Below are 25,063 nucleotides of genomic sequence, written 5' to 3'. Positions count from 1 at the left end.
CTTCCTGGAGAAAAGAGAGAGCAACCATGCAAGACATCATCGAACAACTGGAAAAAAAGCGCGCTGCGGCCCGCTTGGGTGGCGGGCAAAAGCGCATTGATGCGCAGCACGTCAAAGGCAAGCTCACGGCCCGTGAGCGCATCGAAGTCTTGCTGGACGAAGGCACTTTCGAAGAGTGGGACATGTTCGTCGAACACCGTTGCACCGACTTCGGCATGGAAGCCAACAAGATCCCCGGCGACGGCGTGGTCACCGGCTACGGCATGATCAACGGCCGCTTGGTCTTCGTGTTCAGCCAGGACTTCACCGTTTATGGTGGTGCCCTGTCCGAAACACATGCTGAAAAGATCTGCAAGATCATGGACCAGGCCATGAAGGTCGGCGCGCCCGTGATTGGCCTGAACGATTCGGGCGGCGCCCGCATCCAGGAAGGCGTGGCGTCTTTGGGCGGCTACGCTGAAGTGTTCCAGCGCAACGTCATGGCCAGCGGTGTGGTGCCCCAGATCAGCATGATCATGGGCCCCTCGGCTGGTGGTGCTGTGTACTCGCCAGCGCTCACCGACTTCATTTTCATGGTGAAAGACACGTCTTACATGTTCGTGACGGGTCCTGACGTGGTCAAGACCGTGACCCACGAAGAAGTGACCGCCGAAGAGCTCGGCGGTGCCGTGACCCATACCACCAAGAGCGGTGTGGCCGACATGGCCTTTGAAAACGATGTGGAAGCGCTGCTCATGCTGCGCCGCCTGTACAACTACTTGCCGCTCAACAACCGCGAAAAGGCGCCCGTGCGCAAGAGCGGTGATCCGACCGACCGCATGGACATGAGCTTGGACACCTTGGTGCCCGATAACCCCAACAAGGCCTATGACATGAAGGAGCTCATCGTTAAGACCGTGGACGATGGTGACTTCTTCGAACTGCAACCCGACTATGCCAAGAACATCCTGATCGGTTTTGCCCGCATGGACGGTCAGACTGTGGGCATCGTGGCGAATCAGCCGCTGGTGCTGGCCGGTTGCCTGGACATCAAGAGCTCCATCAAGGCGGCCCGCTTTGTGCGTTTCTGCGACGCGTTCAACATCCCCGTCATCACTTTCGTCGACGTGCCCGGTTTCATGCCCGGCACCAGCCAGGAGTTTGGCGGCATCATCAAGCACGGTGCCAAACTGCTTTACGCGTACGCCGAGTGCACGGTGCCCAAAATCACCGTCATCACCCGCAAGGCCTACGGCGGCGCGTACGACGTGATGGCCTCCAAGCACCTGCGCGGTGACGTGAATTTCTCCTGGCCCAACGCCGAAATCGCGGTGATGGGGGCCAAGGGCGCGGTGGAAATCATCTTCCGCGAAGACAAGGGTGACCCCGAAAAACTGGCCGCCAAGGAAGCTGAATACAAAGCCCGCTTTGCCAACCCCTTTGTGGCCGGTGCGCGTGGCTTCATCGACGATGTCATCCAGCCCCACGAAACCCGCAAGCGCATTGCCCGCTCGCTGGTCATGCTCAAAGACAAGAAGATTGAAAACCCATGGCGCAAGCACGGGAACATTCCACTGTGATTGCCAAGGAGAAGAACAAAATGTTTACCAAAATTCTGATTGCCAACCGCGGCGAAATCGCCTGCCGTGTCATCGCCACCGCCCACAAAATGGGCATCCAAACCGTGGCTGTTTACTCTGAGGCCGACAAAGAAGCACGCCATGTGCAGTTGGCCGACGAAGCCGTGTTGCTTGGCCCCGCGCCTTCGCGTGAGTCGTATCTGGTGGCTGAAAAAATCATCGCGGCGGCCAAAGCCACGGGCGCGCAGGCGATCCACCCTGGCTATGGTTTCTTGAGCGAGAACACCGACTTCGCCAAGCGCTGCGAAGAAGAAGGCATTGCCTTCATCGGCCCCAAGGCCCACTCCATCGCAGCGATGGGCGACAAGATCGCCTCCAAAAAACTGGCCAACGAAGCCAAGGTCAACACCATCCCCGGCTACAACGACGCCATTGACACCGCCGAGCAAGCGGTCGAGATCGCCAAGGGCATTGGCTACCCCGTCATGATCAAGGCTTCGGCCGGTGGCGGCGGCAAGGGCCTGCGTGTCGCCTTCAATGACAAGGAAGCTTTTGAAGGCTTCACCTCTTGCCGCAACGAGGCGCGCAACAGCTTTGGCGATGACCGCGTGTTCATCGAAAAATACGTGCTGGAGCCTCGCCACATTGAGATTCAAATCTTGGGCGACAGCCACGGCAACGTGGTGTACCTGAACGAGCGCGAGTGCTCGATCCAGCGCCGTCACCAAAAAGTGATTGAGGAGGCACCGTCGCCTTTCATCTCGGATGCCACCCGCAAAGCCATGGGCGAGCAGGCGGTGGCCTTGGCCAAAGCCGTGAAATACCAGTCTGCGGGTACGGTGGAATTTGTGGTCGGCAAAGACCAGGATTTCTACTTCCTCGAAATGAACACCCGTCTGCAGGTGGAGCACCCGGTGACCGAGTGCATCACTGGCCTCGACCTGGTCGAGCAGATGATCCGTGTGGCCGCTGGCGAGAAACTGGCGTTCACACAAGCCGATGTCAAGCGCGATGGCTGGGCCATCGAGTGCCGCATCAACGCCGAAGACCCTTTCCGCAATTTCTTGCCATCGACAGGCCGCCTGGTGCGTTTCCAGACACCCAAGCAGAGCATGTTCCAGGGCAACACCAGCGCCTTGCAGGGCGTGCGTGTGGATACCGGTGTGCAGGACGGCGGCGAGATCCCGATGTTCTATGACTCGATGATCGCCAAGCTCATCGTGCACGGCAAGGACCGCAATGAAGCGATTGCCAAGATGCGTGAAGCCTTGAACGGTTTTGTGATCCGTGGCATCAGCTCCAACATCCCGTTCCAGGCCGCTTTGCTGGCGCATCCCAAGTTCGTGACAGGCCAGTTCAACACCGGCTTCATCGCTGAGCACTATGCCCACGGCTTCCGCGCCGAAGATGTGCCACACGAGGACCACGACTTCCTGGCTGCATTGGCCGCCTTTGTGCGCCGCAAGTCGCGTGAACGCGCTGCCAACCTGAGCGGCCAGTTGCCCGGTTACGACGTCAAGGTCGGCCAGGACTACACCGTGGTCGAATTGGGTCAGGGCGGCAACAACCGCTATGTGCAAGTGCACGTGGACGAGTTCGTGGGCAAGTCCGGTGTGGCGCAGATCACCGTGGACGGCAAAACCTACGCGATCGAAAGCAATTCACGCCTGAACGATATCCGCATCGAAGGCACTTGCAACGGCCAGCCTTTCACCGCGCAGGTCGAACGCGGCACCGTCAAAAACCCCTTGGCCCTGCAAGTGCAGCACAACGGCACCCGCATCGAAGCGCTGGTCATGTCGCCCCGCATGGCCGAGCTGCACAAGCTCATGCCGTTCAAGGCACCGCCTGATTTGAGCCGCTATGTGATTTCGCCCATGCCTGGCCTCCTGGTCGAGGTGTCTGTGCAGCCTGGCCAGAAGGTGCAGGCCGGCGAGCGTGTGGCCGTGATCGAGGCCATGAAAATGGAAAACGTGCTCTTTGCCGCGCAAGACGGTGTGGTCAAGAAAGTGGTCGCGGCCAAGGGCGAATCGCTGACGGTGGACCAGATGATCGTGGAGTTCGAATAAATGACACGGCCATTCAAGGTTTTGGGCATCCAGCAGATCGCCATCGGCGGGCCTGACAAGGGCCGCCTGCAAAAACTCTGGGTTGATATGTTCGGCCTGGAAGTGACCGGCACCTTCAAAAGCGAACGCGAGAACGTGGACGAAGACATCTGTGCGATCGGCACCGGCCCGTTCAAGGTCGAGGTCGATTTGATGCAGCCGCTGGACCCCGAGAAAAAGCCTGCCGTGCACACCACGCCACTCAACCACATCGGCCTGTGGATCGACAACCTGCCCGTGGCCGTGGAGTGGCTCACTTCGCAGGGCGTGCGTTTTGCGCCAGGGGGCATCCGCAAGGGCGCTGCCGGTTTTGACATCACGTTTTTGCACCCCAAGGCGAACGAAGAGTTCCCGATTGGTGGCGAGGGCGTGTTGATTGAGTTGGTTCAGGCACCGGCCGAAGTGGTCAAAGCCTTTGCCGCTTTGGCGGCGCAACCGGCCTGAGTCCGCTCGATCTTTGTGATCGCCTCAAAGCCCGTCAGGCTCCGGTCTGGCGGGCTTTTGCTTTGGCCAGTGCCGCTTCGATGATGGCGCGTTTGCGGTCCATCTCGGCTTCGGCACCGGGGCCTTGTGGCATTTTGGTGTGAGCGGCCAGATCGGCCAGTTTCATTTGCGCTTCGGTTTGCAGGCGGGCCTCGTGGGCTTGCTGCTCGCGCACCAGCCGCATCTGGCGAGACCCGTAGCGTTGTCGGGCTGTCTGGGCTTCTTTGACTGACCAGGCGGCCCAGCCGGTGCGTGTGTCCGTCACGTTGTCGAGCTGGATGCAGTCCACCGGGCAAACGGGAATGCACAGTTCGCAGCCCGTGCACCAGGGCTCGATCACGGTGTGCATCAATTTGTTGGCCCCCACAATGGCATCGGTTGGGCAGGCTTTGATGCACAGGGTGCAGCCAATGCACCAGGCTTCGTCAATCACGGCCACATGGCGCGGGCCTTCGCTGCCATGTTCGGCATTCAGGGGCAGGGCGGTCTGGCCAGTGATGCGGGCCAGGCGCTCAATGCCTTCCTGGCCGCCGGGTGGGCATTGGTTGATGGGGGCTTGTCCGCAGGCAATGGCCTGCGCGTAGCCTGCGCAATCGGGGTAGCCGCAGCGGGTGCACTGCGTTTGCGGCAAGGCCGCGTCGATGGCCAAAAAAAGCGCCTGCAGAGCAGGCGCGTTTTGGGGAGTTTGGGGCATGGACCTCAGGCTTGTTTTTTGGGCGCAGCCCATTGGGTTTTCACCGCAGGCTTGCTGGCCTTGGCGGGCGCAGCTTTGCTGGCCGTTTTGGCCGGGGCCTTGGCCGCCGCTTTGGTGGCAGCTTTGGCAGTGGGTTTGGCAATGGGTTTGCTGGTTGCTGGTTGCGTGGCCGCACCGGCCGATTGCGCATGGGCCTTGATGAATTTCACCACTTGTGGGTAAACCATTTCGCGCCAGCGGCGGCCACTGAAGATGCCGTAGTGGCCTGCGCCTTCCACTTCCAGGTGGGTGCGCTGGTCTTTGGGGATGCTGCTGCACAGGTCTTGCGCCGCGCGTGTTTGGCCGGATCCGGAGATGTCGTCCAGCTCGCCTTCGACGGTGAGCAAGGCGGTCTTTTGGATGTCTTGGGGCTTGACGCGCTCCACACGGCCATCCACGCCTTTGACGTCCCAGGTGCCATTCACCAGCTTGAAGTCCTGGAACACGGTCTGGATGGTTTCCAGGTAGTAGTCGGCGTCCATGTCCAGCACGGCGTTGTACTCGTCGTAGAACTTGCGGTGGGCTTCGGCGCTGGCGTCGTCACCCTTGATCAGGTCCTTGAAGTAATCGTAGTGGCTGGTGGCGTGGCGGTCGGGGTTCATGGCCACAAAACCGGTGTGCTGCAGAAAGCCGGGATACACACGGCGACCCGCGCCCGGGAAGTTCGGTGGCACGCGGTAGATCACGTTGTTCTCGAACCACTCGAAGCTCTTGTTGGTCGCCAGGTTGTTGACCGCGGTCGGCGATCGACGGGCGTCGATGGGGCCGCCCATCATGGTCATGGTCAGCGGGGTTTTCTCGCCACGGCTGGCCATCAGCGAGACGGCAGCCAACACAGGCACCGTGGGCTGGCACACGCTCATCACATGGCAGTTGCCATAGATCGATTGCAGGTGGCGGATGAATTCCTGCACGTAATTGACGTAGTCATCGAGGTGGAACTCACCGTCGGACAAGGGCACCAGACGGGCGTTCTTCCAGTCGGTGATGTAGACCTTGTGGTCCTGCAGCATGGTCTTGACCGTGTCGCGCAGCAGGGTGGCGTAGTGGCCCGACAAGGGGGCCACGATCAGCACCGGTGGCTGGCTCTTGAGCAGGTTGAGCGTGGCGGGATCGTCCGAAAAACGCTTGAAACGACGCAACTCGCAGAAGGGTTTGTCGATCTCCACGCGCTCATGGATGGCAACGTCTGTGCCGCGAACCTTGACCGTGCGGATCCCGAACTCGGGCTTGACATAGTCCTTGCCAAGACGGTGCACCAGGGAATAACCGGCCGATACGCGCTGGGCCAAAGGCGTCTGGGCCATTGGATTGAGCGGGTTGCTGTACAGCTTGGAGGCGGCCTGTGCCAGGTCGGAGAAGGGCTCCATGATCGAGCGTTGTGTTTCGTAGATCTGGTAAAGCATGGTGTGTTTCCCTAGGCAATGGTGCGGTGCAGCAATATTACAGGACGGGGGGATCAAAAAAATGGAGTGTTGACCCTAATCAAAGGTCATGATGACGACTCACCAAAAATAAACCGCCCAGAGGCGGTTAATTTCATATCGTGGTAAATTGAATCACACCACTTTGGCAATGGCCTGGCAGACGTAGTCGATGTTTTTGCTGTTGAGCGCGGCCACGCACATGCGGCCAGTGTCTGTGCCGTACACGCCAAATTCGCTGCGCAGGCGCACCATCTGGTCTTTGGTCAGACCGGAGTAGCTGAACATGCCAATCTGGCTGGTGATGAAGCCCATGTCTTGTTGGACGCCAGCGGCTTTGAGGCCGTCGACCAGCTTCTGGCGCATGGCTTTGATGCGCACGCGCATTTCAGCCAGTTCCTGCTCCCACTGGGCGCGCAACTCTGGGTTGTTCAACACGGCAGCCACCACCGCGCCACCGTGGATGGGTGGGTTGGAGTAGTTGGTGCGGATGGCGATCTTGAGCTGAGAGAGCACGCGGGCGGCTTCTTCTTTGTCAGAGGCCACCACCGACAGGGCGCCCACGCGCTCACCGTACAGGCTGAAGCTCTTGGAAAAAGACGTGGACACGAAGATGTTCAGGCCGGCGGCCACGAACTTGCCGATCACGGCGCCGTCTTCGGCAATGCCGTGGCCAAAGCCCTGGTAGGCCATGTCCAGGAAAGCCGTGAGGCCCTTGGCCTTGACGACAGCAATCACCTGGTCCCATTGGGCATCGGTGATGTCGTAGCCGGTCGGGTTGTGGCAGCAGGCGTGCAGCACGACGATGGTGCCGGGGGCCGCCGCGTTCAGGCTGGCCAGCATGCCATCGAAGTTCACGCCGCGCTTGTCCGCGTCGTAATAGGCGTAGGTGTCGACCTCGAAACCGGCGTTCACAAAAATGGCGCGGTGGTTTTCCCAGCTGGGGTCGGAGATCAGCACCTTGGCGTTGGGGCTGACTTTCTTCAGGAAGTCGGCACCGATCTTCAGGCCCCCCGTGCCGCCAATGGCTTGCACGGTGGAGACGCGGCCGGACTGGACCACGTCGGAATCGGCACCAAACACCAGCGCCTTGACGGCGTTGTCATAGGCCACGATGCCGTCGATGGGCAGGTAGCCACGCGCTGTGGGGGTGGACATCATGGTTTTTTCGGCGGCCTGCACGCATTGCAGCAGGGGCAGTTTGCCGTTGTCGTCGAAGTACACGCCCACGCCCAGGTTCACCTTGTTGGGGTTGGTGTCGGCGTTGTATTGCTCGTTCAGACCCAGGATCGGGTCGCGGGGGGCCATTTCGACAGCAGAAAACAGAGACATGAAAAGTCCTTGGGAATGGTTCAGTGGTGGCAGGAATCCCGATCCTCGGTTAGGCTTTCGGGTTGTCCCTGATTTTAACGGCCTGTAGGGCCCTACCGATGACCGAGCTCACCGAAGTTTCTTCTGCCCCTGCCGCAGGCCAATTTGTCAGCTACGCTGGCTCGCCCTTCGAGCTGTTTCAGCCCTACCCGCCTGCAGGTGACCAGCCCACGGCGATTGCTCAGCTGGTCGAGGGGGTGCAGGACGGCGAGGTGTTCCAGACCCTGCTGGGCGTGACCGGCTCGGGCAAGACCTTCACCATGGCCAATGTCATTGCCCAGCTGGGCCGCCCGGCCATCGTGTTTGCGCCCAACAAGACTTTGGCTGCGCAGCTGTATTCCGAGTTCCGCGAGTTCTTTCCGAAGAACGCGGTCGAGTATTTCGTCAGCTATTACGACTATTACCAGCCCGAGGCCTATGTGCCGCAGCGTGACCTGTTCATCGAAAAGGACAGCGCGATCAACGAGCACATCGAGCAGATGCGCCTGTCTTGCACCAAAAGCATCATGGAGCGGCGCGATGTGGTGATTGTGGCCACGGTGTCGGCCATCTACGGCATTGGCAACCCTGAGAGCTACCACCGCATGATCATGACGCTGCGGGTGGGGGACAAACTGGGTCAGCGTGATGTGATCGCCCAGCTGATCCGCATGCAGTACCAGCGCAACGACCAGGATTTCAGTCGGGGCAAGTTCCGGGTGCGCGGCGACACCATCGATGTGTTCCCGGCGGAACACTCGGAGCTGGCGATCCGCATCGAGCTGTTCGACGACGAGATTGAAAGCCTGCAACTGTTCGATCCGCTCACAGGCCGCATCCGCCAGAAGATCCCACGCTTCACCGTTTACCCGTCGAGCCACTACGTGACGCCCCGCGACAAGGTGTTGGCGGCGGTGGAGACCATCAAGCTGGAGCTGGACCAGCGCCTCAAAGAGCTGGTGGGCATGGGCAAGCTGGTCGAAGCCCAGCGCCTGGAGCAGCGCACCCGGTTTGACCTGGAAATGCTGTCCGAAGTGGGGCACTGCAAGGGCATTGAAAACTACACCCGGCATTTGTCGGGTGCCGCGCCCGGCGAGCCGCCCAGCACGCTGACCGACTACATGCCAGCGGACGCCATCATGTTCCTGGACGAGAGCCACCAGATGATTGGTCAGCTCAACGCCATGTACAACGGCGACAAGGCGCGCAAGACCACGCTGGTGGAGTACGGCTTTCGGCTGCCCAGTGCGCTGGACAACCGCCCCCTCAAGTTCGAGGAATTCGAGCAGCGCATGCGCCAGTGCATCTTTGTTTCGGCCACACCGGCCGATTACGAAAAGACCCACGCTGGCCAGGTGGTGGAGCAGGTGGTGCGGCCCACCGGCCTGGTGGACCCGCTGGTGGAGGTGCGCCCCGCCACACACCAGGTGGACGATGTGCTGCAGGAAATCCGCATCCGCGTGGACCAGAACGAGCGCGTGCTGATCACCACGCTCACCAAGCGCATGGCCGAGCAGCTGACCGACTACCTGAGCGACAACGGCGTCAAGGTGCGCTACCTGCACAGCGATGTGGACACGGTGGAACGCGTGGAAATTTTGCGTGACCTGCGCCTGGGTGCCTTCGACGTGCTGGTGGGCATCAACCTGCTGCGCGAGGGCATCGACATCCCCGAGGTGTCGCTGGTGGCCATCCTGGACGCGGACAAGGAAGGCTTTTTGCGCGCCGAGCGCAGCTTGATCCAGACCATCGGTCGGGCAGCGCGTAACCTGAACGGCAAGGCGATCTTGTACGCCGACCGCATCACCGAGTCCATGAAAAAAGCCATGGGCGAGACCGAGCGGCGCCGGGCCAAGCAGATCGCTTTCAACGAAGAGCATGGCATCACGCCCAAGAGCATCGTCAAGAAGGTGCGCGACCTCATCGATGGGGTCTACAGCGAGAAGTCGGGACAGGAAGCGGCGCGCCTGGAACAGGCTGCGTTGCAGCGCGCCAAGGTCGAAGACATGAGCGAGAAGGACATTGCCAAGGCCATCAAGTTGCTCGAAAAACAGATGATGGAGCACGCCCGTAACCTGGAGTTCGAGAAAGCCGCACAGGTGCGCGACCAGCTGGGCATCCTCAAGGAGCAGGCCTTTGGTGCAGCGGGGGGTGACAACGTGGTGCCCTTGGTGCGGGCTTGATTCTGGCCGCCGCAGTGCGGTCGGTGGAAAAATAGACTGATCAGTTCAGTAACCCGAGCGATTTAATCGGGATTCGGCTATACTTGAGTCCTTTAGTCGGGAACCCGGGGCATTTCCGGGCCGACACGAGGTTCAGCCCAACTTCAGGAGCTCGCCATGCGTTTGACCACCAAAGGCCGTTTTGCCGTGACCGCCATGATCGATCTGGCCTTGCGCCAGCAATCCGGTCCCGTGACCCTGGCTGCGATCAGCCAGCGCCAGCAGATCTCTCTGTCCTACCTGGAGCAACTGTTCGGCAAACTGCGTCGCCACAACCTGGTGGAGTCCACCCGCGGACCCGGCGGCGGCTACAGCCTGGGCCGCAAGGCCGACGACATCACGGTGGCCGACATCATCTTGTCGGTGGATGAACCTATCGACGCCACCCACTGCGGAGGCAAGGAAAACTGCCACGGCGGCGACAGCCGCTGCATGACGCACGACCTTTGGGCATCGCTGAATGCCAAGATGGTCGAATTCTTGGATTCCGTTTCCTTGCAAAAGCTGGTGGACGACCAGCTCTCCAGCGGGCTGGTCGTTGAGAACAAACCCGCCATCAAGCGGGCCATTTCTTCGGTGCCCGTGGTCAAGCCGATCCGCATCACCGGTCCCAATTCCGTGTTTGAGCTCGGCAACGTTTTTGCCAAATCCTGATCCTCTAGAAGAAGTACGCCATGGACAGCACACCTCATTTCCCGATTTACATGGACTACGGCGCCACCACGCCGTGCGACCCGCGTGTGGTTGACGCCATGATCCCCTGGTTGCGCGAGCATTTTGGCAACCCGGCTTCGCGCAGCCATGCCTGGGGCTGGGAGGCCGAAGAGGCGGTGGAAAAAGCCCGCAAGGACGTGGCCGACCTGATTGGCGCCGACCCGCGTGAAATTGTCTGGACCAGCGGCGCGACCGAGTCCAACAACCTGGCCATCAAGGGCGCAGCGCAGTTCTACAAGTCGCGCGGCAAGCACCTGATCACTGTCAAGACCGAGCACAAGGCTGTGCTCGACACCATGCGCGAGCTGGAGCGCCAGGGCTTTGACGTCACCTACCTTGACGTGCAAGACGACGGCTTGCTGAGCATGGACGCGCTCAAGGCGGCGATCCGGCCCGACACCATCCTCATCAGCGTCATGTTCGTGAACAACGAAATCGGCGTGATCCAGGACATCCCTGGCATCGGCGCGTTGTGCCGTGAAAAAGGCATCGTGTTCCATGTGGACGCCGCGCAAGCCACGGGCAAAGTTGCCATCGATCTGGCCACACTGCCCGTGGACCTCATGAGTCTGGCCTCGCACAAGACCTATGGCCCCAAGGGCATTGGCGCTTTGTATGTGCGCCGCAAGCCCCGCATTCGCCTGGAGGCGCAGATGCACGGCGGCGGCCATGAGCGTGGCATGCGCTCGGGCACCTTGCCCACCCACCAGTGCGTGGGCATGGGTGAAGCATTCCGCATTGCCCGGCTTGAAATGGCTCAGGACAACGCCAAGGCCCGTGCCTTGCACGATCGCCTGGTCAATGGCCTCAAGGACATGGAGCAGGTGTTCTTGAACGGCCATGCCACCCAGCGCGTGCCGCACAACATCAACATGAGCTTCAACTTTGTTGAAGGCGAGTCGCTGATCATGGGTATCAAGGGTCTGGCGGTGTCGTCGGGTTCGGCCTGCACCTCGGCCAGCCTGGAGCCCAGCTATGTGTTGCGTGCTTTGGGCCGCAGTGACGAGCTGGCCCACAGCAGCCTGCGCATGACCATTGGCCGCTGGACCACCGAAGCCGAAATCGATGAAGCAATCGCCACCATTCGCGAGAACGTCACCAAGCTGCGCGACCTGAGCCCCCTGTGGGAAATGTACAAAGACGGCATCGATCTGAGCACCATCCAGTGGGCCGCCCACTGAACTGAATCCGGAGAAACACCATGGCTTATTCTGAAAAAGTGGTTGACCACTACGAAAACCCCCGCAATGTCGGCTCCTTTGACAAGGGTGACGAGGATGTGGGCACCGGCATGGTCGGCGCGCCCGCTTGCGGCGACGTGATGAAGCTGCAGATCAAAGTCAATCCTCAGACGGGCGTGATCGAAGACGCGCGCTTCAAGACCTACGGTTGCGGCTCGGCCATCGCGTCCAGCTCGCTCGTGACCGAGTGGGTCAAAGGCAAGACGCTCGACGAAGCGGCGGCTTTGAAGAACAGCGAGATCGCCGAAGAGCTGGCATTGCCACCTGTCAAGATCCACTGCTCCATCCTGGCCGAAGATGCCATCAAGGCCGCGGTCGATGACTACAAGAAAAAGCACGCGCAGTAAGGCGAACCATGGCCATCACCGTCAGTGAAGCCGCAGCCCGGCACGTGAACCGCTACCTGTCCAAACGGGGCAAGGGTCTGGGCGTGCGCCTGGGCGTCAAGACCACGGGGTGCTCGGGCTTGGCCTACAAGCTTGAATACGTGGACGAAGCCGAGCCCGAAGACGTGATCTTTGAAGGCCATGGCGTGAAAGTGCTGGTGGACCCCAAAAGCCTGGCCTACATCGACGGCACCGAGCTGGACTTTGTGCGCGAGGGTCTGAACGAGGGCTTTCGCTTCAACAACCCGAACGAACGTGACCGCTGCGGTTGTGGTGAGTCGTTCCGCGTCTGAGCAGCCGATCGCGTGATTTCCCTCCAGGCCAACGATTTCGAGCTGTTTGAACTCCCGCAGCAGTTTGCGCAGGACCGGGCGCAGCTCGATGACCGCTGGAAAGCCCTGCAGCGCGAAGCACACCCCGATCGTTTTGCGGCCGAAGGCGCTGCCGCCCAGCGCGTGGCCATGCAGTGGTCGGTGCGCATCAACGAAGCCCACCAGCGCCTGAAAGACCCGCTCAAACGCGCCGCTTACCTGTGCGAGCTGCAAGGCGCAGCCGTACAGGCCGAAAACAACACGGCCATGCCTGCCGCATTTTTGATGCAGCAAATGGCCTGGCGCGAAGCGCTCGAAGACACCGACCAGGTGAGCGCACTGGAGGCACTGGCTGACGAGGTGGCGGCGCAGCGCAAGCGCGTGCAGCAGTCGCTGGGCCAGTTGCTCGATGTCGAGCGCGACCCGCACGCGGCTGTGGCGCAGGTGAGGGCGCTGATGTTCATCGAGCGTTTTGCCCACGAGGTGGACGCTAAACTCGACAAGTTGTCGGCCTGACCGCGTCCTTCAAGAGGACGCTTTTTGTTTGTGAACCATGGCGCTATTGCAGATTTCTGAACCCGGGCAGTCGCCTGACCCGCACCAGCGGCGCATCGCCGTTGGCATTGACCTGGGCACGACCCATTCGCTGGTCGCGGCAGTGCGCCATGGCGTGGCCGAATGCCTGCCCGACGGCCAGGGCCGAGTGATCTTGCCTTCGGTGGTCCGCTACCTGCCAGGGCAGGGCCGTCAGATCGGCTGGGACGCCCAGGCCCATGCGGCGCAGGACCCGGCCAACACCATCGCCTCGGTCAAGCGCTTCATGGGGCGTGGCCTCAAAGACATTGCACATCCTGAAAAATTGCCTTACCAATTTGTAGACCAGCAAGCCGGGATGCTGTCCATCCAGACGGTGCAGGGTGCCAAGTCCCCGGTCGAAGTGAGTGCCGAGATCTTGGCCACCTTGCGTTACCAGGCCGAAGACAGCTTCAACGACGACCTGTACGGTGCGGTCATCACCGTGCCCGCCTACTTTGACGACGCCCAGCGCCAGGCCACCAAGGATGCGGCCCAGTTGGCTGGCCTGAACGTGTTGCGGCTGATCAACGAACCCACGGCGGCGGCCATTGCCTATGGCCTGGACAACGCGAGCGAAGGCATTTACGCCGTGTTCGATCTCGGCGGTGGGACTTTCGATATTTCCGTTTTGCGCCTGACGCGGGGCGTGTTTGAAGTCATGGCCACGGGGGGCGACTCTGCGCTGGGTGGTGACGACTATGACCGGGCGCTGGCCGATTGGGCACTGGCGCAGGTCAGCGGCGTGCAAGCCGACACGCCTGAAGACAAAACCCGTTTGAAAGCGGCGGCACGCACCGCCAAAGAAGCGCTGACGGACGCCGACAGCACGACGCTGAGCGTGCAGCTGGCGTCGGGTAGCCTGAATGTGCAGGTCGGGCGCAGCGACTTTGAGCGCGTGACCGAAGCCTTGACGGCCCGCTGTCTGTCGGCGGTGCGCAAGGCGCTGCGCGATGCGGGCCTGTCCAAGGACGAAGTCCAGGGCGTGGTCATGGTGGGCGGCTCGACCCGCATGCCGCAAGTGCAGCGCGCGGTAGGCGACTTTTTCGGGCAAGCACCCTTGAACAACCTCAACCCCGACGAGGTGGTGGCGCTGGGCGCGGCCATCCAGGCCAACCAATTGGCGGGCAACGATTCGGCTGGGGACTTGCTGCTGCTGGACGTGATCCCGCTGTCGCTGGGCATCGAGACCATGGGCGGTTTGGTTGAGCGCATTGTGCCGCGCAACCAGACCATTCCCACGGCCATGGCGCAGGACTTCACGACCTACCAGGACGGCCAAACCGCACTGGCCCTGCATGTGGTGCAAGGCGAGCGCGACTTGGTGCAAGACTGCCGGAGTCTTGCGCGGTTCACGCTGCGGGGCATCCCGCCCATGGCCGCAGGCGCTGCGCGCATCCGTGTCACGTTCACGGTGGATGCCGACGGCTTGCTGCAAGTCAGCGCCAAGGAGCAGATCAGCGGCGTGGAAGCGCGCATCGACGTCAAGCCGTCCTACGGACTGTCAGATGAGCAGATCGCCACCATGCTGCAAGACAGCTTTGCAACGGCCCAGCAAGACATGCAGGCGCGTGCCCTGGTTGAAGCCCGCGTAGACGCCGACCGCATGCTGCTGGCCACGCGCAGCGCGCTGGCCGCCGACGGCCATTTGCTCGATGCCGAGCAGCGTGCTGCCATTGACCAGCTGCTGTTGGCCTTGCAGCAGTCGGTTCAGACCGAGCAGGACGCCAAGCGCCTGGAAGACGCCACACAAGCCCTGGCCAAAGGCACGGAAGCTTTCGCGGCTGAACGCATGAACCACAGCATCCAGAAAGCGCTGGCTGGGCAGAACATCCAGTCGCTGTGAAACACCACTGAACCCCACACACCATGCCCGTCATCAAGATCCTTCCCCACGTTGAACTTTGCCCGCAGGGTGCCGAGATCACGGCCGCCGCAGGCACCAGTATTTGCGAAGCCCTGCTCGAAAACCACATCAACATCGAACACGCCTGTGACATGAGCTGCGCCTGCACCACCTGCCATGTGATCGTGCGCCAGGGCTTTCGCAGCCTCAACGAGATGGAAGAAACCGAGGAGGACTTGCTCGACCGGGCCTGGGGGCTGGAGCCCGATTCGCGCCTGAGCTGCCAGGCCATCGTGGCCCGCGAGGATCTGGTGATCGAGATCCCGCGTTACACCATCAACCACGCCAAAGAAAACCACTGAAAAGGCGGAGCGAAAAGCCATGCGTCAAATCGTTCTGGACACGGAAACCACAGGCCTGTCGGCCGAAGGGGGTGACCGAATCATCGAAATTGGTTGCGTGGAGCTGTATGCCCGCAAGCTGACGGGCAACAACCTGCACTTTTACATCAACCCCGAGCGCGACAGCCACGAAGACGCGCTCAAGGTGCACGGCATCAGCAACGAGTTCTTGCGCGACAAGCCCAAGTTTGCGCAATTGGTCGATGACATCCTGGCGTATGTGCAGGATGCCGAGGTCATCATCCACAACGCGGCGTTTGACATCGGCTTTCTCAACAAAGAGCTCGAGCGCGTGGGCAAGCCACCGTTCAAAAACCACGTGTCAGGCGTGATCGACACCCTGGTCATGGCCAAGGAAATGTTCCCGGGCAAGCGCAACAGCCTGGACGCGCTGTGCGACCGCCTCGAAGTGGACAACTCCGGCCGCACCTTGCACGGCGCTTTGCTGGACGCCGAGTTGCTGGCCGATGTCTACATCAACATGACCCGTGGCCAGGAGGCCTTGGTCATGGAGTCGGTCGATGCCGTCAGCGAGAAAACCACAGTGGTCAGCCGCGACCTGAGCCAGTTTGTGCTGCCCGTGCTGGCCGCCAATGCCCAGGAAATGGCCGCCCACGAGGATGTTTTGGCACAAATGGACAAGGCCAGTGGCGGAAAAACCGTGTGGCGACAAATCAGCCCATGAAAACGACCTGATTTTTGTGGCATAATTGTGGTCTTCGCTGCAATGCAGTGAGGGGCGATTAGCTCAGCGGTAGAGCACTGCATTCACACTGCAGGGGTCACATGTTCGATCCATGTATCGCCCACCAAATAAAACCCAATAGAATCAAGCACCTGGAGGAAACTCTAGGTGCTTTTTCTTTGGGTTTTTTAGTATGGTGCGCCTGTACTGTTCATCCTAGATTTTTCGATGTCTTTTCATAGATTTTCGAAACAGTCAAACACTCCAAATCCATCTCCGAACCTTGGAGCCATGCGCCTTCTGAGGGTGCCCAGGACGGAATGTCACTTCTGCCTGTTGCTTGACTTCCATCAAGAAAGGCTTGTTGTGCTTCAATACACTGTTGTCGTGATGGTCCATCGATGGGGTGGCGATGGCGTCAATCTGCACTGAGCGCTGAGGCTTGGCAATTTTGTCTGGAGAGTTTGCATGTTGGTCGGTAGTTCACATTCTTTGCTGTCGCGGATCATGAAAACAACGTTGACTCTGCTGGCTTTGTTTGCAGCCATGTCCGCCCAAGCACAAAGCAGTGCGCCCGCCTTGTGGCCGACAATCCCCTTCGTGCGGGGCGCAGACCTTTGCCAATACCAAGACGCTTACAGTCGAAGCCGCAGTTCGTTGATGCGCGAGATGGGTGCCCAGGTCAAGGAACTGGTCTTTCTGGGGGCAACACCCGAGGAAGCGCTGGTGCCCTTGGTCGTGATCGACAGCTTGATCTCCAAAAACCGGGCATTGGCCGCCGGAGGGCCTGGCTGGGATGTGACGCTGGAGGCCGCGATCAAGTCTTCTTTGGACCAGATGATGCGCGAGGCGGCACCTCGTGTGCGCAAGATCGGTTTTTTCAATCCCGGCTCGGTCCTGGATCTTCTGAACAACTTGCGTGAGCAACGCCAACGCGGACCGTTGGATGTGCGCATGCTTTCACGGGTCAGCGGCGTCGCCTGGGGCACGTATTCCTTTGCGTCGGGTTGCCGTGGCGACATCGTGCTCACTGTGCATGTGGAACTGCGCAGCGGTGAAACCTTCAGTTTCAGCGGCTCCGGTTTGCCAGAAACTGCGGCGCACATGGTGGCCAACCGCATGTTCAACGCTTTTCAGACCACACGTTTCCCATCGGACGTCTTGTTGAACAGCAAGCGCCTGACCCTGGTCGGAACCCCTGCGGGTCCGGTGACCCACGCCCCCACACCTGCTGATGCAGAGCGGGCATGTGTATCCATGAATGCGCGTTTACCCTCGGCCGAAGAGTACGAGCAACTCTCGATGCTGGGCGACTGGAGTGGCGGTGTCAGCCTCAAGCACGACATATGGGTGCTGGCCGGCGGTAAAGTGCTGGCGCCGGACTTGCGCAACCCATCGCCGATCCGGTCGGTGGATGAGGTCCGGGGGCAGGATCTGCATTTTTACTGCGTGCGTTGAGCCCCAGCCCTGAGCTCAAGCGGACCGGAGGTTGAAGCGGGCCACCGCCAGATCGTCCATTTGCCGCTGCTCGATCTTGTCGAGCGCCTTCTGGACATGCTTTTGGTCTTGTTCGGACAAGGCCTGCATTTTCTGGAATTCGAGCTCGGCCTGGATCAACTGCTTGCGCTGTTGCGCCAGCATGGATTCGGTGTTCTGGATTTCATGGTTCAGCTTTTCCTGCAGACCCAGCAGCTGGTTCATGAATTGGCGCTGGTTCATGGCCGCTTGCATGCCCCGGCTGTTTTGATCACCTGCCATCTCTTGCTGACGGTATTCGTCATAGAGTTTTTGAAGGCGCAACTGGTTTCGCCTGAAATCTTCAAGTCGTTGGGACAGTTGACCAATGCTGGTCTGGCATTCAACGACTTTGTCTTTGGCCTTGCCCGACAGGACGGGCCAGCATGCACGCAATTGGGGTTTCATGTGTGCTCCTATTTCAGACCTGCATCAGGCTATGGATGCCCTGGCGCGTGGTCTGCGCGTCCTGGCTGATGTGCATGTCCTGGCGCAAAAAGTTTTCCATGGCCTCTCGCAAACGGATGGCCTGGTCCAGCTCCGGGTTGCTGCCTGTTTCATAAGCACCCACCTGGATCAGATCCTGGTTTTGCTGGTACAGCGACCACAGCCGCCTGAACCGGTTGGCCATCTTGAGATCCTGCGGGTCCAGCAGGTTCTGCATCACGCGAGAGATCGAGCCGTTGAGGTCGATGGCAGGGTAGTGGGCCGCATCGGCCAGTTTGCGTGACAGCATGACCTGCCCGTCGAGCGATGCGCGGGCGATGTCCACAATGGGGTCATTGCTGTCGTCGCCTTCGGCCAGCACGGTGTAGATGGCCGTGATGGACCCCAGGCCGTGCCGACCAACACCTGCGCGTTCGATCAGGTTGGGCAGCAAAGCAAACACCGACGGTGGGTAGCCTTTGGCGGTAGGGGGTTCGCCCACGGCCAGGCCGATTTCGCGCTGGGCATGGGCCACGCGGGTGAGGCTGTCCACCAGCATCAGCACGTTTTTGCCCTGATCACGAAAGTATTCGGCGATCACATGCGTCATGTGCGTCGCCTTGAGGCGCAGTACGGGCGAGACGTTGGCGGGCGCAGCCACCAGCACCGATTTGGCCAGGCCCTCAGGGCCAAGCGATTCATGGATGAAGGCCTGCACCTCGCGGCCGCGCTCGCCAATCAGACCGATCACGACCACATCGGCTTCGGTGAACCGGGTCATCATGCCGAGCAAGACGCTTTTGCCAACACCCGAGCCAGCGATCAGACCCAAGCGTTGGCCACGGCCGATGGTCAGCATGCCGTTGATGGCCTTGACCCCCACATCCAGAATCTGATTGATGGGGCCGCGCTCCATCGGGTTGATGGGACGCCCCTGAAGGCTGAGCACATCCTTGCATTCGGGTGCAGGCAATCCGTCGATCGGTTCACCGCTGCCGTCGATGATGCGGCCCAGCAGTTCAGGTCCGAGACGGACCTGCGCTGTGTTGCTGATCACGGTGACTTTGGCCCCCGGGCCAATGCCATGCGGTTCGTTGAAGGGCAGCAAGTACAGGGTTTCGTCATTGAAACCCACCACCTCGGCCTGCACGCTGTGCCCGAATTGACCGGTGACTTCACAGCACGCGCCCAGCGGTGCCATCAGACCACGGGTTTCCAGCCGCATGCCCACCAAGCGCACCAGGGTACCGCTGCGCTGGGGTTCTGGCGCATGCAGACCGTTCAACAGCAGATCGACTTCGCTGTCAAAGTCCATCATGCTGGTCCTCGGGTTCAATCGTTTCGGCTGGCGGCGTGACGGCCTTGACTTCGGTGTCTTGCACATCTGGCAAGGGTCGACCCCAGTCCCGGGAAGGAAGGCTGACTTCGCTGACTTCGATTTTTTCCTTGCTCAACAGGGCAGATCGGTTGATCCAGGCTTCCGGTTGATTCAGCAGTCGTCTGACCAAAGGCTCCAGGCGGTGCTCGATCAAGTCTTGCACCACCGTGTCGTTGACTCTGACGCGCACGCTGCCTGCGTTGAGCAGAGGATCGGGTTCCAGATCCAGACCCTGGGTCACCGATGGCTCCATGGCCTGCAGTCGCTGCATGTCTGCGGGGTTCAGACTCACGACCGCTTTCTCTGCGGGATGGTCGAACTGTTCCAGGCATTGCTTGATCAAGGTATCAACCACATGGCCGGAAATTTGCAATTCACCCCTCACCAGTTGTTCGGCCACATGCAGGGACAAACGTTTGAGGGGCTCAAAAAAGCGTTGTGGGTCCTGATTGAGGCTGCGCAGCTCAATGGTCAGATGCCTGAACAGCTCCCGTTCATGTTGCCGTTCGGCGTTGAGTTCTTCCCTGGCTTGCGCCAGACCTGCTTCGAGTCCACGCTGATAGGCTTCTTCGCGCAATGCACTCAGTGCGGCTTCCGACAATTGGGCTTGAGCCGTCTCTACGATGTCGGTCATCGGATCGGGCTCGGCCATGCCATGCTCCAGCGCCTGCTGGGCATCGGCTTGCTCGTTGTGACCGATGACGGGCACGATAGGCGTGGTCTGGTTGAGCGTCGGCTCTGCTTTCTGACCCATTCGCCAGGGGCCAAAATTCTGAACCGATTTCTCGTCCCATTGCTTTCGGGTGTAGCTGGGCGAGTTGGACTTGGCGTTGAGCAACGGGTCCGACGTCCACGTGGCGGCTGGTTTTTCGAGATCAGACAAAGTCATCGCCACGTCCTGCCAGCATCATTTCGCCTGCATCCGACAGTTTGCGCGCAATGCGGATGACCTGCTTTTGGGCTTCCTCCACATCGGTGATGCGCAGCGGACCTTTGGCTTCCATGTCGTCCATGAACATGACCCGTGCACGCGCCGACATGTTGTCGAAAAATTTGTTTCTGACCTGTTCTCCCGCACCTTTGAGGGCGGTCATGAGCATGTCGGGCTCCACGTTGCGCATCAGCACCTGGATGCCGCGGTTGTCCACGCCCACCAGGTTGTCAAACACAAACATGTTGTCCTGAATCTTCATCAGCAAATCGGCATCGAGCTGACCCAAGCCGGACATGATGCTGGACTCCATGTCCACCTTGACGAAGTTCATGATCTTGGCGGCGGCTTTGATGCCACCGAAACTCGAAGACTTGGCTGATGAGCTGGAGGCGAACTGTTTCATCATGATCGATTCCAGCTCTTCCATGGCCGAGGGCTGAACGGTTTCCAGGCTGGCAATCCGCTGGAGAATTTCCGGGCGAGCTTCTGCCGGCAAGAAACTCATGACGTCGGCTGCGATCGCATAGTCGAGCACCGACAAAATGATGGCGGTCACCTGCGGGTGTTCACCGCGGATCATGTCGGCAATCGAGCGCGCGTCCATCCACTGCAGGATTTCCAGACCTTTGCTGCCCTGGCCCGGCATGATGCGGCTGAGCACAGATGCTGCTTTGTCATCGCCCAGGGCACGTTTGAACACTTTCTCGACATAGTCGCCGGTGCCCAGACCCAAGCTGGTTTGTTTCTTGAGCGTCACCACAAATTCGTCCAGCACCACGTTGACGGCTTCTTGCGAAAGGTCTGCAACGGACACCATGGCACCACCCAGGTGCTGAACCTCTTTAGGGCTCATGAACTTGATGATCTCGGACGCCTGTTGCTCGCCCAGCAGCAGCATCAATACGGCGGCACGCTGGGTGCCAGACAGACCTTCAAGCTCTTTCTTGAGCTCTTCCGGCATCAAGGCTTCGGACACAGCATCTGCTGCTGCATTCGTTGACTTTTGCTCGGTCTTTTCTTCTTTTTGGGTTGCCATTTTTGTGAATCCTTTGGACGATCAATTGGCGCGGATCATGCCCTTGAGCACGTTGGCCACACGACCGGAGTCTTCTGCCACCAGCATGCGGATGAGGGCCACCTTGTCGTCGTACGTGTTGGCCGTATCGAGCATTTCCATCGAAATGCTGGATTTCTTGGGCTTGAGTTTGGCCTTGATTTCTTCCAGGCTTTCGCCTTCACCGATCTGGATCATGCGCATGTCTTCAGCGCTGAGTTCACCATCGGCAATGGCTGCCTTGGCCAATTCTGCCTCTTCGGCCTTGGACTTGAGGTTGTAGAGGTTGCGCATGATCGGACGCACCACAATCATCATGAAGACAATGAAGCTGATGGCCACCAGTGCACTCTTGATGCCTGTTTGCACCGCATCCTCCAAGTACCATGGGATGGTTTCCATCGCGGCCACAGGCTCAAACTTGGCAGGAACCACAGAAACGTTGTCTCCACGCTGCTGGTCGAAGCCGACAACACCGCGCACCAGTTGCAGCATGCGGTCCATTTCCTCCTGCGTGTAAGGCACGCTGGTGGGCGCTTTGGGGTCAGGTTGTGCATCTTTGGCTGGAGGCGGTGCTGCGCGCTCGTTGACGACCACCGCCACACTCACTTTCATGATGCCGCCGGTCGCGTTTTTGACGTGACGCACGGTCCGATCAAGTTCGTAATTGCGCGTTGAACGGCTGCTGGTGGTGCTTTTGGACTCGGTATCGCCTTTGGTCTGATCGGCCTGCGTATTGGTTGTTGCCGTCGGGTTGGGTGGCGGGGTGTTCGACAAGGAGCCAGGAACGCCTGCTGCATCGCGCAGGGCGCCACGCTCTTCAGCCAGCACTTCGGAGCGTGTGCGGGGGCCTTTGTCCTTGTTGTCAAAGTCTTCTGTGGTGCTCTCGATCTGGGTGAAATCCAGGCTCAGGTTCACCTGTGAGCGCACATTCGCCTCGCCCACAATGGGCGACAAAATCTGCAAGATGCGGTTGCGGTAAACCTCTTCCATCTGTTGCTTGTGCTGGTCTTGTGCAGCCGTCAAGCCCAGTTTGAGCTCGGACGCCGATTCGGTCATCAATTTGCCGACGTTGTCGACAACGGTCACATGGTCAGGTGCCAGGTAAGGAACGCTGGACGACACCAGGTGAACAATGGCCTGCACCTGCGAGGCCGATACGGCGCGGCCGGGGTAGGGCGAGATGACCACCGATGCCTTGGGAGGCGTGCGGTCGCGCACGAAGACGCTTTGTTTGGGTGTGGCCAAATGCACGCGCGCGCTTTGTACGCTGCCGATTTGCATGATGCTGCGGGCCAGTTCCTGCTCCATGGCCGCGTTGACTTTGACCTGCTCCATGAATTGGCTGGTGGTCATGGACGACTGGTCTTTCAGACTGTCCAGACCTGTCGCGCCCGCCTTGGGCAAACCTTGCGATGCCAGGTAAATCCGGGCTTCGTGAAACCGGTTCGATGGCACGGTCAATTGACCTGTCTGCTGGTCGATTTTGGGGTTGTACTCGGCTTTTTTGAGGGCCTCGTAAGCCGCTTGCTGATCGGCTTCCAGTAGACCGGGCATGACGGGGCGATAAGGCGTCGTTTGCATCAGTGCATAGGTGAGGCCGAACACCACCAGCACAAACAGCATCACGATCAAAGGCAGTACACGCCGCACAGCGGGTTGTGTGATGACATTCTTGACCGTGTCAGAGATGCTGCTCACCCCCCATGGGGCCAGTGCTGTGCCTGTTTCTTCGCCAGTTGCTGCTGGGGACGGGTTACCGGTCATGGCAAGGGCATTGCCGGTCGCTGCACCTGGCATGGGGGCGCCGGTCATGGTGCCTGGGTTCAAAGTTGCGGTAGACATGGTGTTTGTTCTTTAAATGTTGTCATCAGACCGGCATGTTCAGAATTTCTTCGTAAGCCTTGAGCACCTTGTTGCGAATTTGCAAGGTGGCCTCAAACGCCAGGGAAGATTTCTGCATGCTCAGCACCACATCGGTCAGGGGCACATTCTCGCCACGGTCGTAGGCGTCCTGGAGCTTGTCGTCTGCATTTTGCAACTCATTGACATTGCCAATCGCGTTGCTGATCAGCTCGCCAAAGCCGGTTTTGCCAACTGGTTTTTGACCCAATCCTTCGGTGGCACCCGACAGGCCAGAGGCTTCCGCTTGATGCGCACGCAAGGTTTGCAGCATGGCTGTGATGTTCGCGGGTGAGGTGGCTTTTTCGATCATGGTTTATTCCCTCAGTTCGCAGTGGCCATGCCCAGGCCGTGTTCACGCAGCTGCGCCAGCTTGTAGCGGAGTGTGCGCGGGCTGATGCCCAAACGTTTGGCTGCTTCTTGCTTGCTGGGTGTCGCGGCCAGAGTGGCCATGATCACCTGGTGCTCATTCATGCGCGAAGCGCTGTGCAAGTCTTGCACGGCATGGGGGGGTGTCTGCGGTGCCGTTGTGTGGAAGGGGGCAGACCAAGCTTGTGCATCATGGGATGCCGCAGAGAGCAGGGCAGAGGCTGATGCCAAAGTTGCGCGGTCTTCGCTAACTGTGGTTTCGATTTTTTCGATGGGCGCGAACGCTTCCGTTGTGAGCCAGTCGTCGAACATCAGGTGTGCAGAGGTCACAATGTGGTCCGGGCACAGCACCAGGGCACGGCGCATCACGTTTTCCAGCTCGCGCACGTTGCCAGGCCAGGGGTATTGCAGCAGCTGTGCTTGTGCTTGCGGGTGGATTTGCCAGGCCTTGCCAGTGTTGTCGTTCTGCACCAAGCTCTGGACAGCCAGGGGAATGATGTCCCCGGGGCGATCTTTGAGCGGCAGTAAACGCATGCGGAAAGTTGCGATGCGGTAGTAAAGATCTTCACGGAATTCACGCTGCTCGATGGCCAGGCGCAAATCTTTGTTGGTGGCCGCCACGATGCGCACATTCAGCGGAATGACGGTCTGACCACCCAGGCGAGTGAGTTGCTTTTCTTGCAGCACACGCAGCAACTTGCTCTGCAACGGCATTGGCATCTCGCCGATCTCGTCGAGGAACAGGGTTCCGCCCTGGGCTTGCTCAAACAGACCTTTGTGTTCGCGGTGGGCCCCCGTGAAGGCGCCTTTCTCATGACCGAAGAGCATGTCTTCGATCAGGTTCTCAGGCATCGCGGCACAGTTGAGGGCCACAAATGGACCGCGTGCACGCGGTGAAGCTTCATGCAGCACGCGTGCCAGCACTTCTTTGCCTGCGCCTGTTGGACCCACCAACAAGGCGGTGACTTCGGCTTGGGCCACTTTTTGCGCCAAGGCCAACAAGTGCTGACTGGCCGGATCAACAAACACCACATGCCGCACGTGACGAACAGGTGCCGCAGGTGCTGTGTTCTGAAACAGGTTCTCGCGCAGTTGCTGCCAACTGTCCACACGGGTGTCTTGCAATGCCAGAACGGCTGATGCACCGGCTTGCGTCGCACCAACCGCCAGCTCCAGTTCCTGACGGTCTACGCGGCACACCACTGGCAATGACACGTTGGCGTCCTGCAGCAGTTGCTGTACGGCTTTGAGTCGGGTCACATCCTGTGCCAGGCGCAGGACGATGGCAGAGGCGTGTGGGGCATGCTGAATCAGGCCATCGAGGGTGTCCACCGACAACACAGCCCAGCCGGTCTCGTTGAGAACCTGCGCGTGGCTTTGACTGAGGGGTGTTTCGGGGTCCAGCCAAAGGGCCAGAGGAGCAGAAACGGGTTGTGACTTCACGGTAAA

The 25,063-nt window shown here is 60.0% G+C and carries 23 protein-coding genes and 1 tRNA gene; 14 read left to right on the top strand and 10 right to left on the bottom strand.

Going from position 1 to position 25,063, the window contains the following annotated elements; translation table 11 throughout:
* Nucleotides 1-26 precede the first annotated feature (26 nt).
* From IC609_RS00465 to IC609_RS00455, 3 genes are read left to right on the top strand one after another with little or no spacing between them, the layout of a single operon-like run.
* Nucleotides 27-1,559: an acyl-CoA carboxylase subunit beta gene (locus IC609_RS00465; RefSeq protein ID WP_191817505.1), complete on the top strand. Its 1,533-nt coding sequence runs from the start codon at nucleotides 27-29 to the stop codon at nucleotides 1,557-1,559.
* 20 nt (nucleotides 1,560-1,579) lie between these two features.
* The gene (locus IC609_RS00460) at nucleotides 1,580-3,628 is read left to right on the top strand and encodes an acetyl-CoA carboxylase biotin carboxylase subunit (protein ID WP_191817504.1); all 2,049 of its coding nucleotides are present in this window, start codon (nucleotides 1,580-1,582) and stop codon (nucleotides 3,626-3,628) included.
* Nucleotides 3,629-4,111 carry a VOC family protein gene (locus tag IC609_RS00455; RefSeq protein WP_191817503.1) on the top strand — a complete coding sequence of 161 codons (483 nt, stop codon included), beginning with the start codon at nucleotides 3,629-3,631 and terminating at the stop codon, nucleotides 4,109-4,111. It abuts the gene before it with no gap.
* A 34-nt stretch (nucleotides 4,112-4,145) separates the two neighbouring features.
* On the opposite strand, the gene rsxB is transcribed toward IC609_RS00455, so the two are convergent.
* From rsxB to IC609_RS00440, 3 genes are all read right to left on the bottom strand, one after another.
* Nucleotides 4,146-4,844: an electron transport complex subunit RsxB gene (gene rsxB / locus IC609_RS00450; protein ID WP_191817502.1), complete on the bottom strand. Its 699-nt coding sequence runs from the start codon at nucleotides 4,842-4,844 to the stop codon at nucleotides 4,146-4,148.
* Nucleotides 4,845-4,849: 5 nt separating this feature from the next.
* The gene (locus IC609_RS00445) at nucleotides 4,850-6,289 is read right to left on the bottom strand and encodes a polyhydroxyalkanoate depolymerase (RefSeq protein ID WP_191817501.1); all 1,440 of its coding nucleotides are present in this window, start codon (nucleotides 6,287-6,289) and stop codon (nucleotides 4,850-4,852) included.
* A 153-nt stretch (nucleotides 6,290-6,442) separates the two neighbouring features.
* Nucleotides 6,443-7,639 carry an amino acid aminotransferase gene (locus tag IC609_RS00440; RefSeq protein WP_191817500.1) on the bottom strand — a complete coding sequence of 399 codons (1,197 nt, stop codon included), beginning with the start codon at nucleotides 7,637-7,639 and terminating at the stop codon, nucleotides 6,443-6,445.
* A gap of 98 nt (nucleotides 7,640-7,737) precedes the next feature.
* Between IC609_RS00440 and uvrB the strand changes: the two genes are divergently transcribed.
* The 11 genes from uvrB to IC609_RS00385 all read left to right on the top strand — a co-directional run bounded on the left by uvrB (nucleotide 7,738) and on the right by IC609_RS00385 (nucleotide 17,494).
* Nucleotides 7,738-9,840 carry an excinuclease ABC subunit UvrB gene (uvrB, locus tag IC609_RS00435; protein ID WP_191817499.1) on the top strand — a complete coding sequence of 701 codons (2,103 nt, stop codon included), beginning with the start codon at nucleotides 7,738-7,740 and terminating at the stop codon, nucleotides 9,838-9,840.
* 156 nt (nucleotides 9,841-9,996) lie between these two features.
* The gene (gene iscR / locus IC609_RS00430; protein WP_191817498.1) at nucleotides 9,997-10,533 is read left to right on the top strand and encodes a Fe-S cluster assembly transcriptional regulator IscR; all 537 of its coding nucleotides are present in this window, start codon (nucleotides 9,997-9,999) and stop codon (nucleotides 10,531-10,533) included.
* A gap of 20 nt (nucleotides 10,534-10,553) precedes the next feature.
* Nucleotides 10,554-11,774, top strand: coding sequence for an IscS subfamily cysteine desulfurase (locus tag IC609_RS00425; protein WP_191817497.1), 1,221 nt, complete (start codon nucleotides 10,554-10,556; stop codon nucleotides 11,772-11,774).
* 20 nt (nucleotides 11,775-11,794) lie between these two features.
* Nucleotides 11,795-12,181, top strand: coding sequence for a Fe-S cluster assembly scaffold IscU (gene iscU, locus IC609_RS00420; protein WP_191817496.1), 387 nt, complete (start codon nucleotides 11,795-11,797; stop codon nucleotides 12,179-12,181).
* A gap of 8 nt (nucleotides 12,182-12,189) precedes the next feature.
* A complete protein-coding gene (iscA, locus tag IC609_RS00415) occupies nucleotides 12,190-12,513 on the top strand; it encodes an iron-sulfur cluster assembly protein IscA (protein ID WP_191817495.1) in 324 nt (107 codons plus the stop codon).
* A 15-nt stretch (nucleotides 12,514-12,528) separates the two neighbouring features.
* Nucleotides 12,529-13,047 (top strand): Fe-S protein assembly co-chaperone HscB, encoded by a 519-nt coding sequence (hscB, locus tag IC609_RS00410; RefSeq protein WP_191818837.1) that lies wholly within the window; start codon nucleotides 12,529-12,531, stop codon nucleotides 13,045-13,047.
* Nucleotides 13,048-13,084: 37 nt separating this feature from the next.
* On the top strand, nucleotides 13,085-14,950 hold the full coding sequence (gene hscA, locus IC609_RS00405) for a Fe-S protein assembly chaperone HscA (RefSeq protein WP_191817494.1): 1,866 nt from the start codon (nucleotides 13,085-13,087) through the stop codon (nucleotides 14,948-14,950).
* A gap of 23 nt (nucleotides 14,951-14,973) precedes the next feature.
* On the top strand, nucleotides 14,974-15,312 hold the full coding sequence (fdx, locus tag IC609_RS00400) for an ISC system 2Fe-2S type ferredoxin (RefSeq protein WP_191817493.1): 339 nt from the start codon (nucleotides 14,974-14,976) through the stop codon (nucleotides 15,310-15,312).
* Nucleotides 15,313-15,331: 19 nt separating this feature from the next.
* Nucleotides 15,332-16,036, top strand: a complete 705-nt coding sequence (dnaQ, locus tag IC609_RS00395) for a DNA polymerase III subunit epsilon (protein WP_191817492.1) — start codon at nucleotides 15,332-15,334, stop codon at nucleotides 16,034-16,036.
* 52 nt (nucleotides 16,037-16,088) lie between these two features.
* A tRNA-Val gene (locus IC609_RS00390) sits at nucleotides 16,089-16,163 on the top strand.
* Between the two features lie 380 nt (nucleotides 16,164-16,543).
* A complete protein-coding gene (locus IC609_RS00385) occupies nucleotides 16,544-17,494 on the top strand; it encodes a hypothetical protein (protein WP_191817491.1) in 951 nt (316 codons plus the stop codon).
* Between the two features lie 15 nt (nucleotides 17,495-17,509).
* Here IC609_RS00385 and IC609_RS00380 read toward each other — a convergent pair whose 3' ends face one another.
* Genes IC609_RS00380 through IC609_RS00350 form a run of 7 tightly spaced genes read right to left on the bottom strand, consistent with a single transcriptional unit; the run spans nucleotide 17,510 to nucleotide 25,057 of the window.
* The gene (locus IC609_RS00380; protein ID WP_191817490.1) at nucleotides 17,510-17,959 is read right to left on the bottom strand and encodes a flagellar export protein FliJ; all 450 of its coding nucleotides are present in this window, start codon (nucleotides 17,957-17,959) and stop codon (nucleotides 17,510-17,512) included.
* Nucleotides 17,960-17,972: 13 nt separating this feature from the next.
* Nucleotides 17,973-19,295, bottom strand: coding sequence for a FliI/YscN family ATPase (locus IC609_RS00375; RefSeq protein ID WP_225223934.1), 1,323 nt, complete (start codon nucleotides 19,293-19,295; stop codon nucleotides 17,973-17,975).
* Nucleotides 19,282-20,244: a FliH/SctL family protein gene (locus tag IC609_RS00370; RefSeq protein WP_191817489.1), complete on the bottom strand. Its 963-nt coding sequence runs from the start codon at nucleotides 20,242-20,244 to the stop codon at nucleotides 19,282-19,284. Before IC609_RS00370 ends, IC609_RS00375 begins: the two co-directional genes overlap by 14 nt.
* Nucleotides 20,231-21,325 (bottom strand): flagellar motor switch protein FliG, encoded by a 1,095-nt coding sequence (gene fliG / locus IC609_RS00365; RefSeq protein ID WP_191817488.1) that lies wholly within the window; start codon nucleotides 21,323-21,325, stop codon nucleotides 20,231-20,233. Before fliG ends, IC609_RS00370 begins: the two co-directional genes overlap by 14 nt.
* Before the next feature lie 21 nt (nucleotides 21,326-21,346).
* Nucleotides 21,347-23,188 carry a flagellar basal-body MS-ring/collar protein FliF gene (gene fliF, locus IC609_RS00360; RefSeq protein ID WP_225223933.1) on the bottom strand — a complete coding sequence of 614 codons (1,842 nt, stop codon included), beginning with the start codon at nucleotides 23,186-23,188 and terminating at the stop codon, nucleotides 21,347-21,349.
* A 25-nt stretch (nucleotides 23,189-23,213) separates the two neighbouring features.
* Entirely contained in the window at nucleotides 23,214-23,558 is a 345-nt protein-coding gene (gene fliE, locus IC609_RS00355; protein ID WP_191817487.1) for a flagellar hook-basal body complex protein FliE, read from the bottom strand.
* Between the two features lie 11 nt (nucleotides 23,559-23,569).
* On the bottom strand, nucleotides 23,570-25,057 hold the full coding sequence (locus IC609_RS00350) for a sigma-54 interaction domain-containing protein (RefSeq protein WP_191817486.1): 1,488 nt from the start codon (nucleotides 25,055-25,057) through the stop codon (nucleotides 23,570-23,572).
* Nucleotides 25,058-25,063 lie beyond the last annotated feature (6 nt).

Source organism: Limnohabitans radicicola, assembly GCF_014837235.1.
Taxonomy (GTDB): Bacteria; Pseudomonadota; Gammaproteobacteria; order Burkholderiales; family Burkholderiaceae_C; genus Limnohabitans_A; species Limnohabitans_A radicicola.
This window is presented reverse-complemented; position numbering and strand designations above follow the sequence as displayed.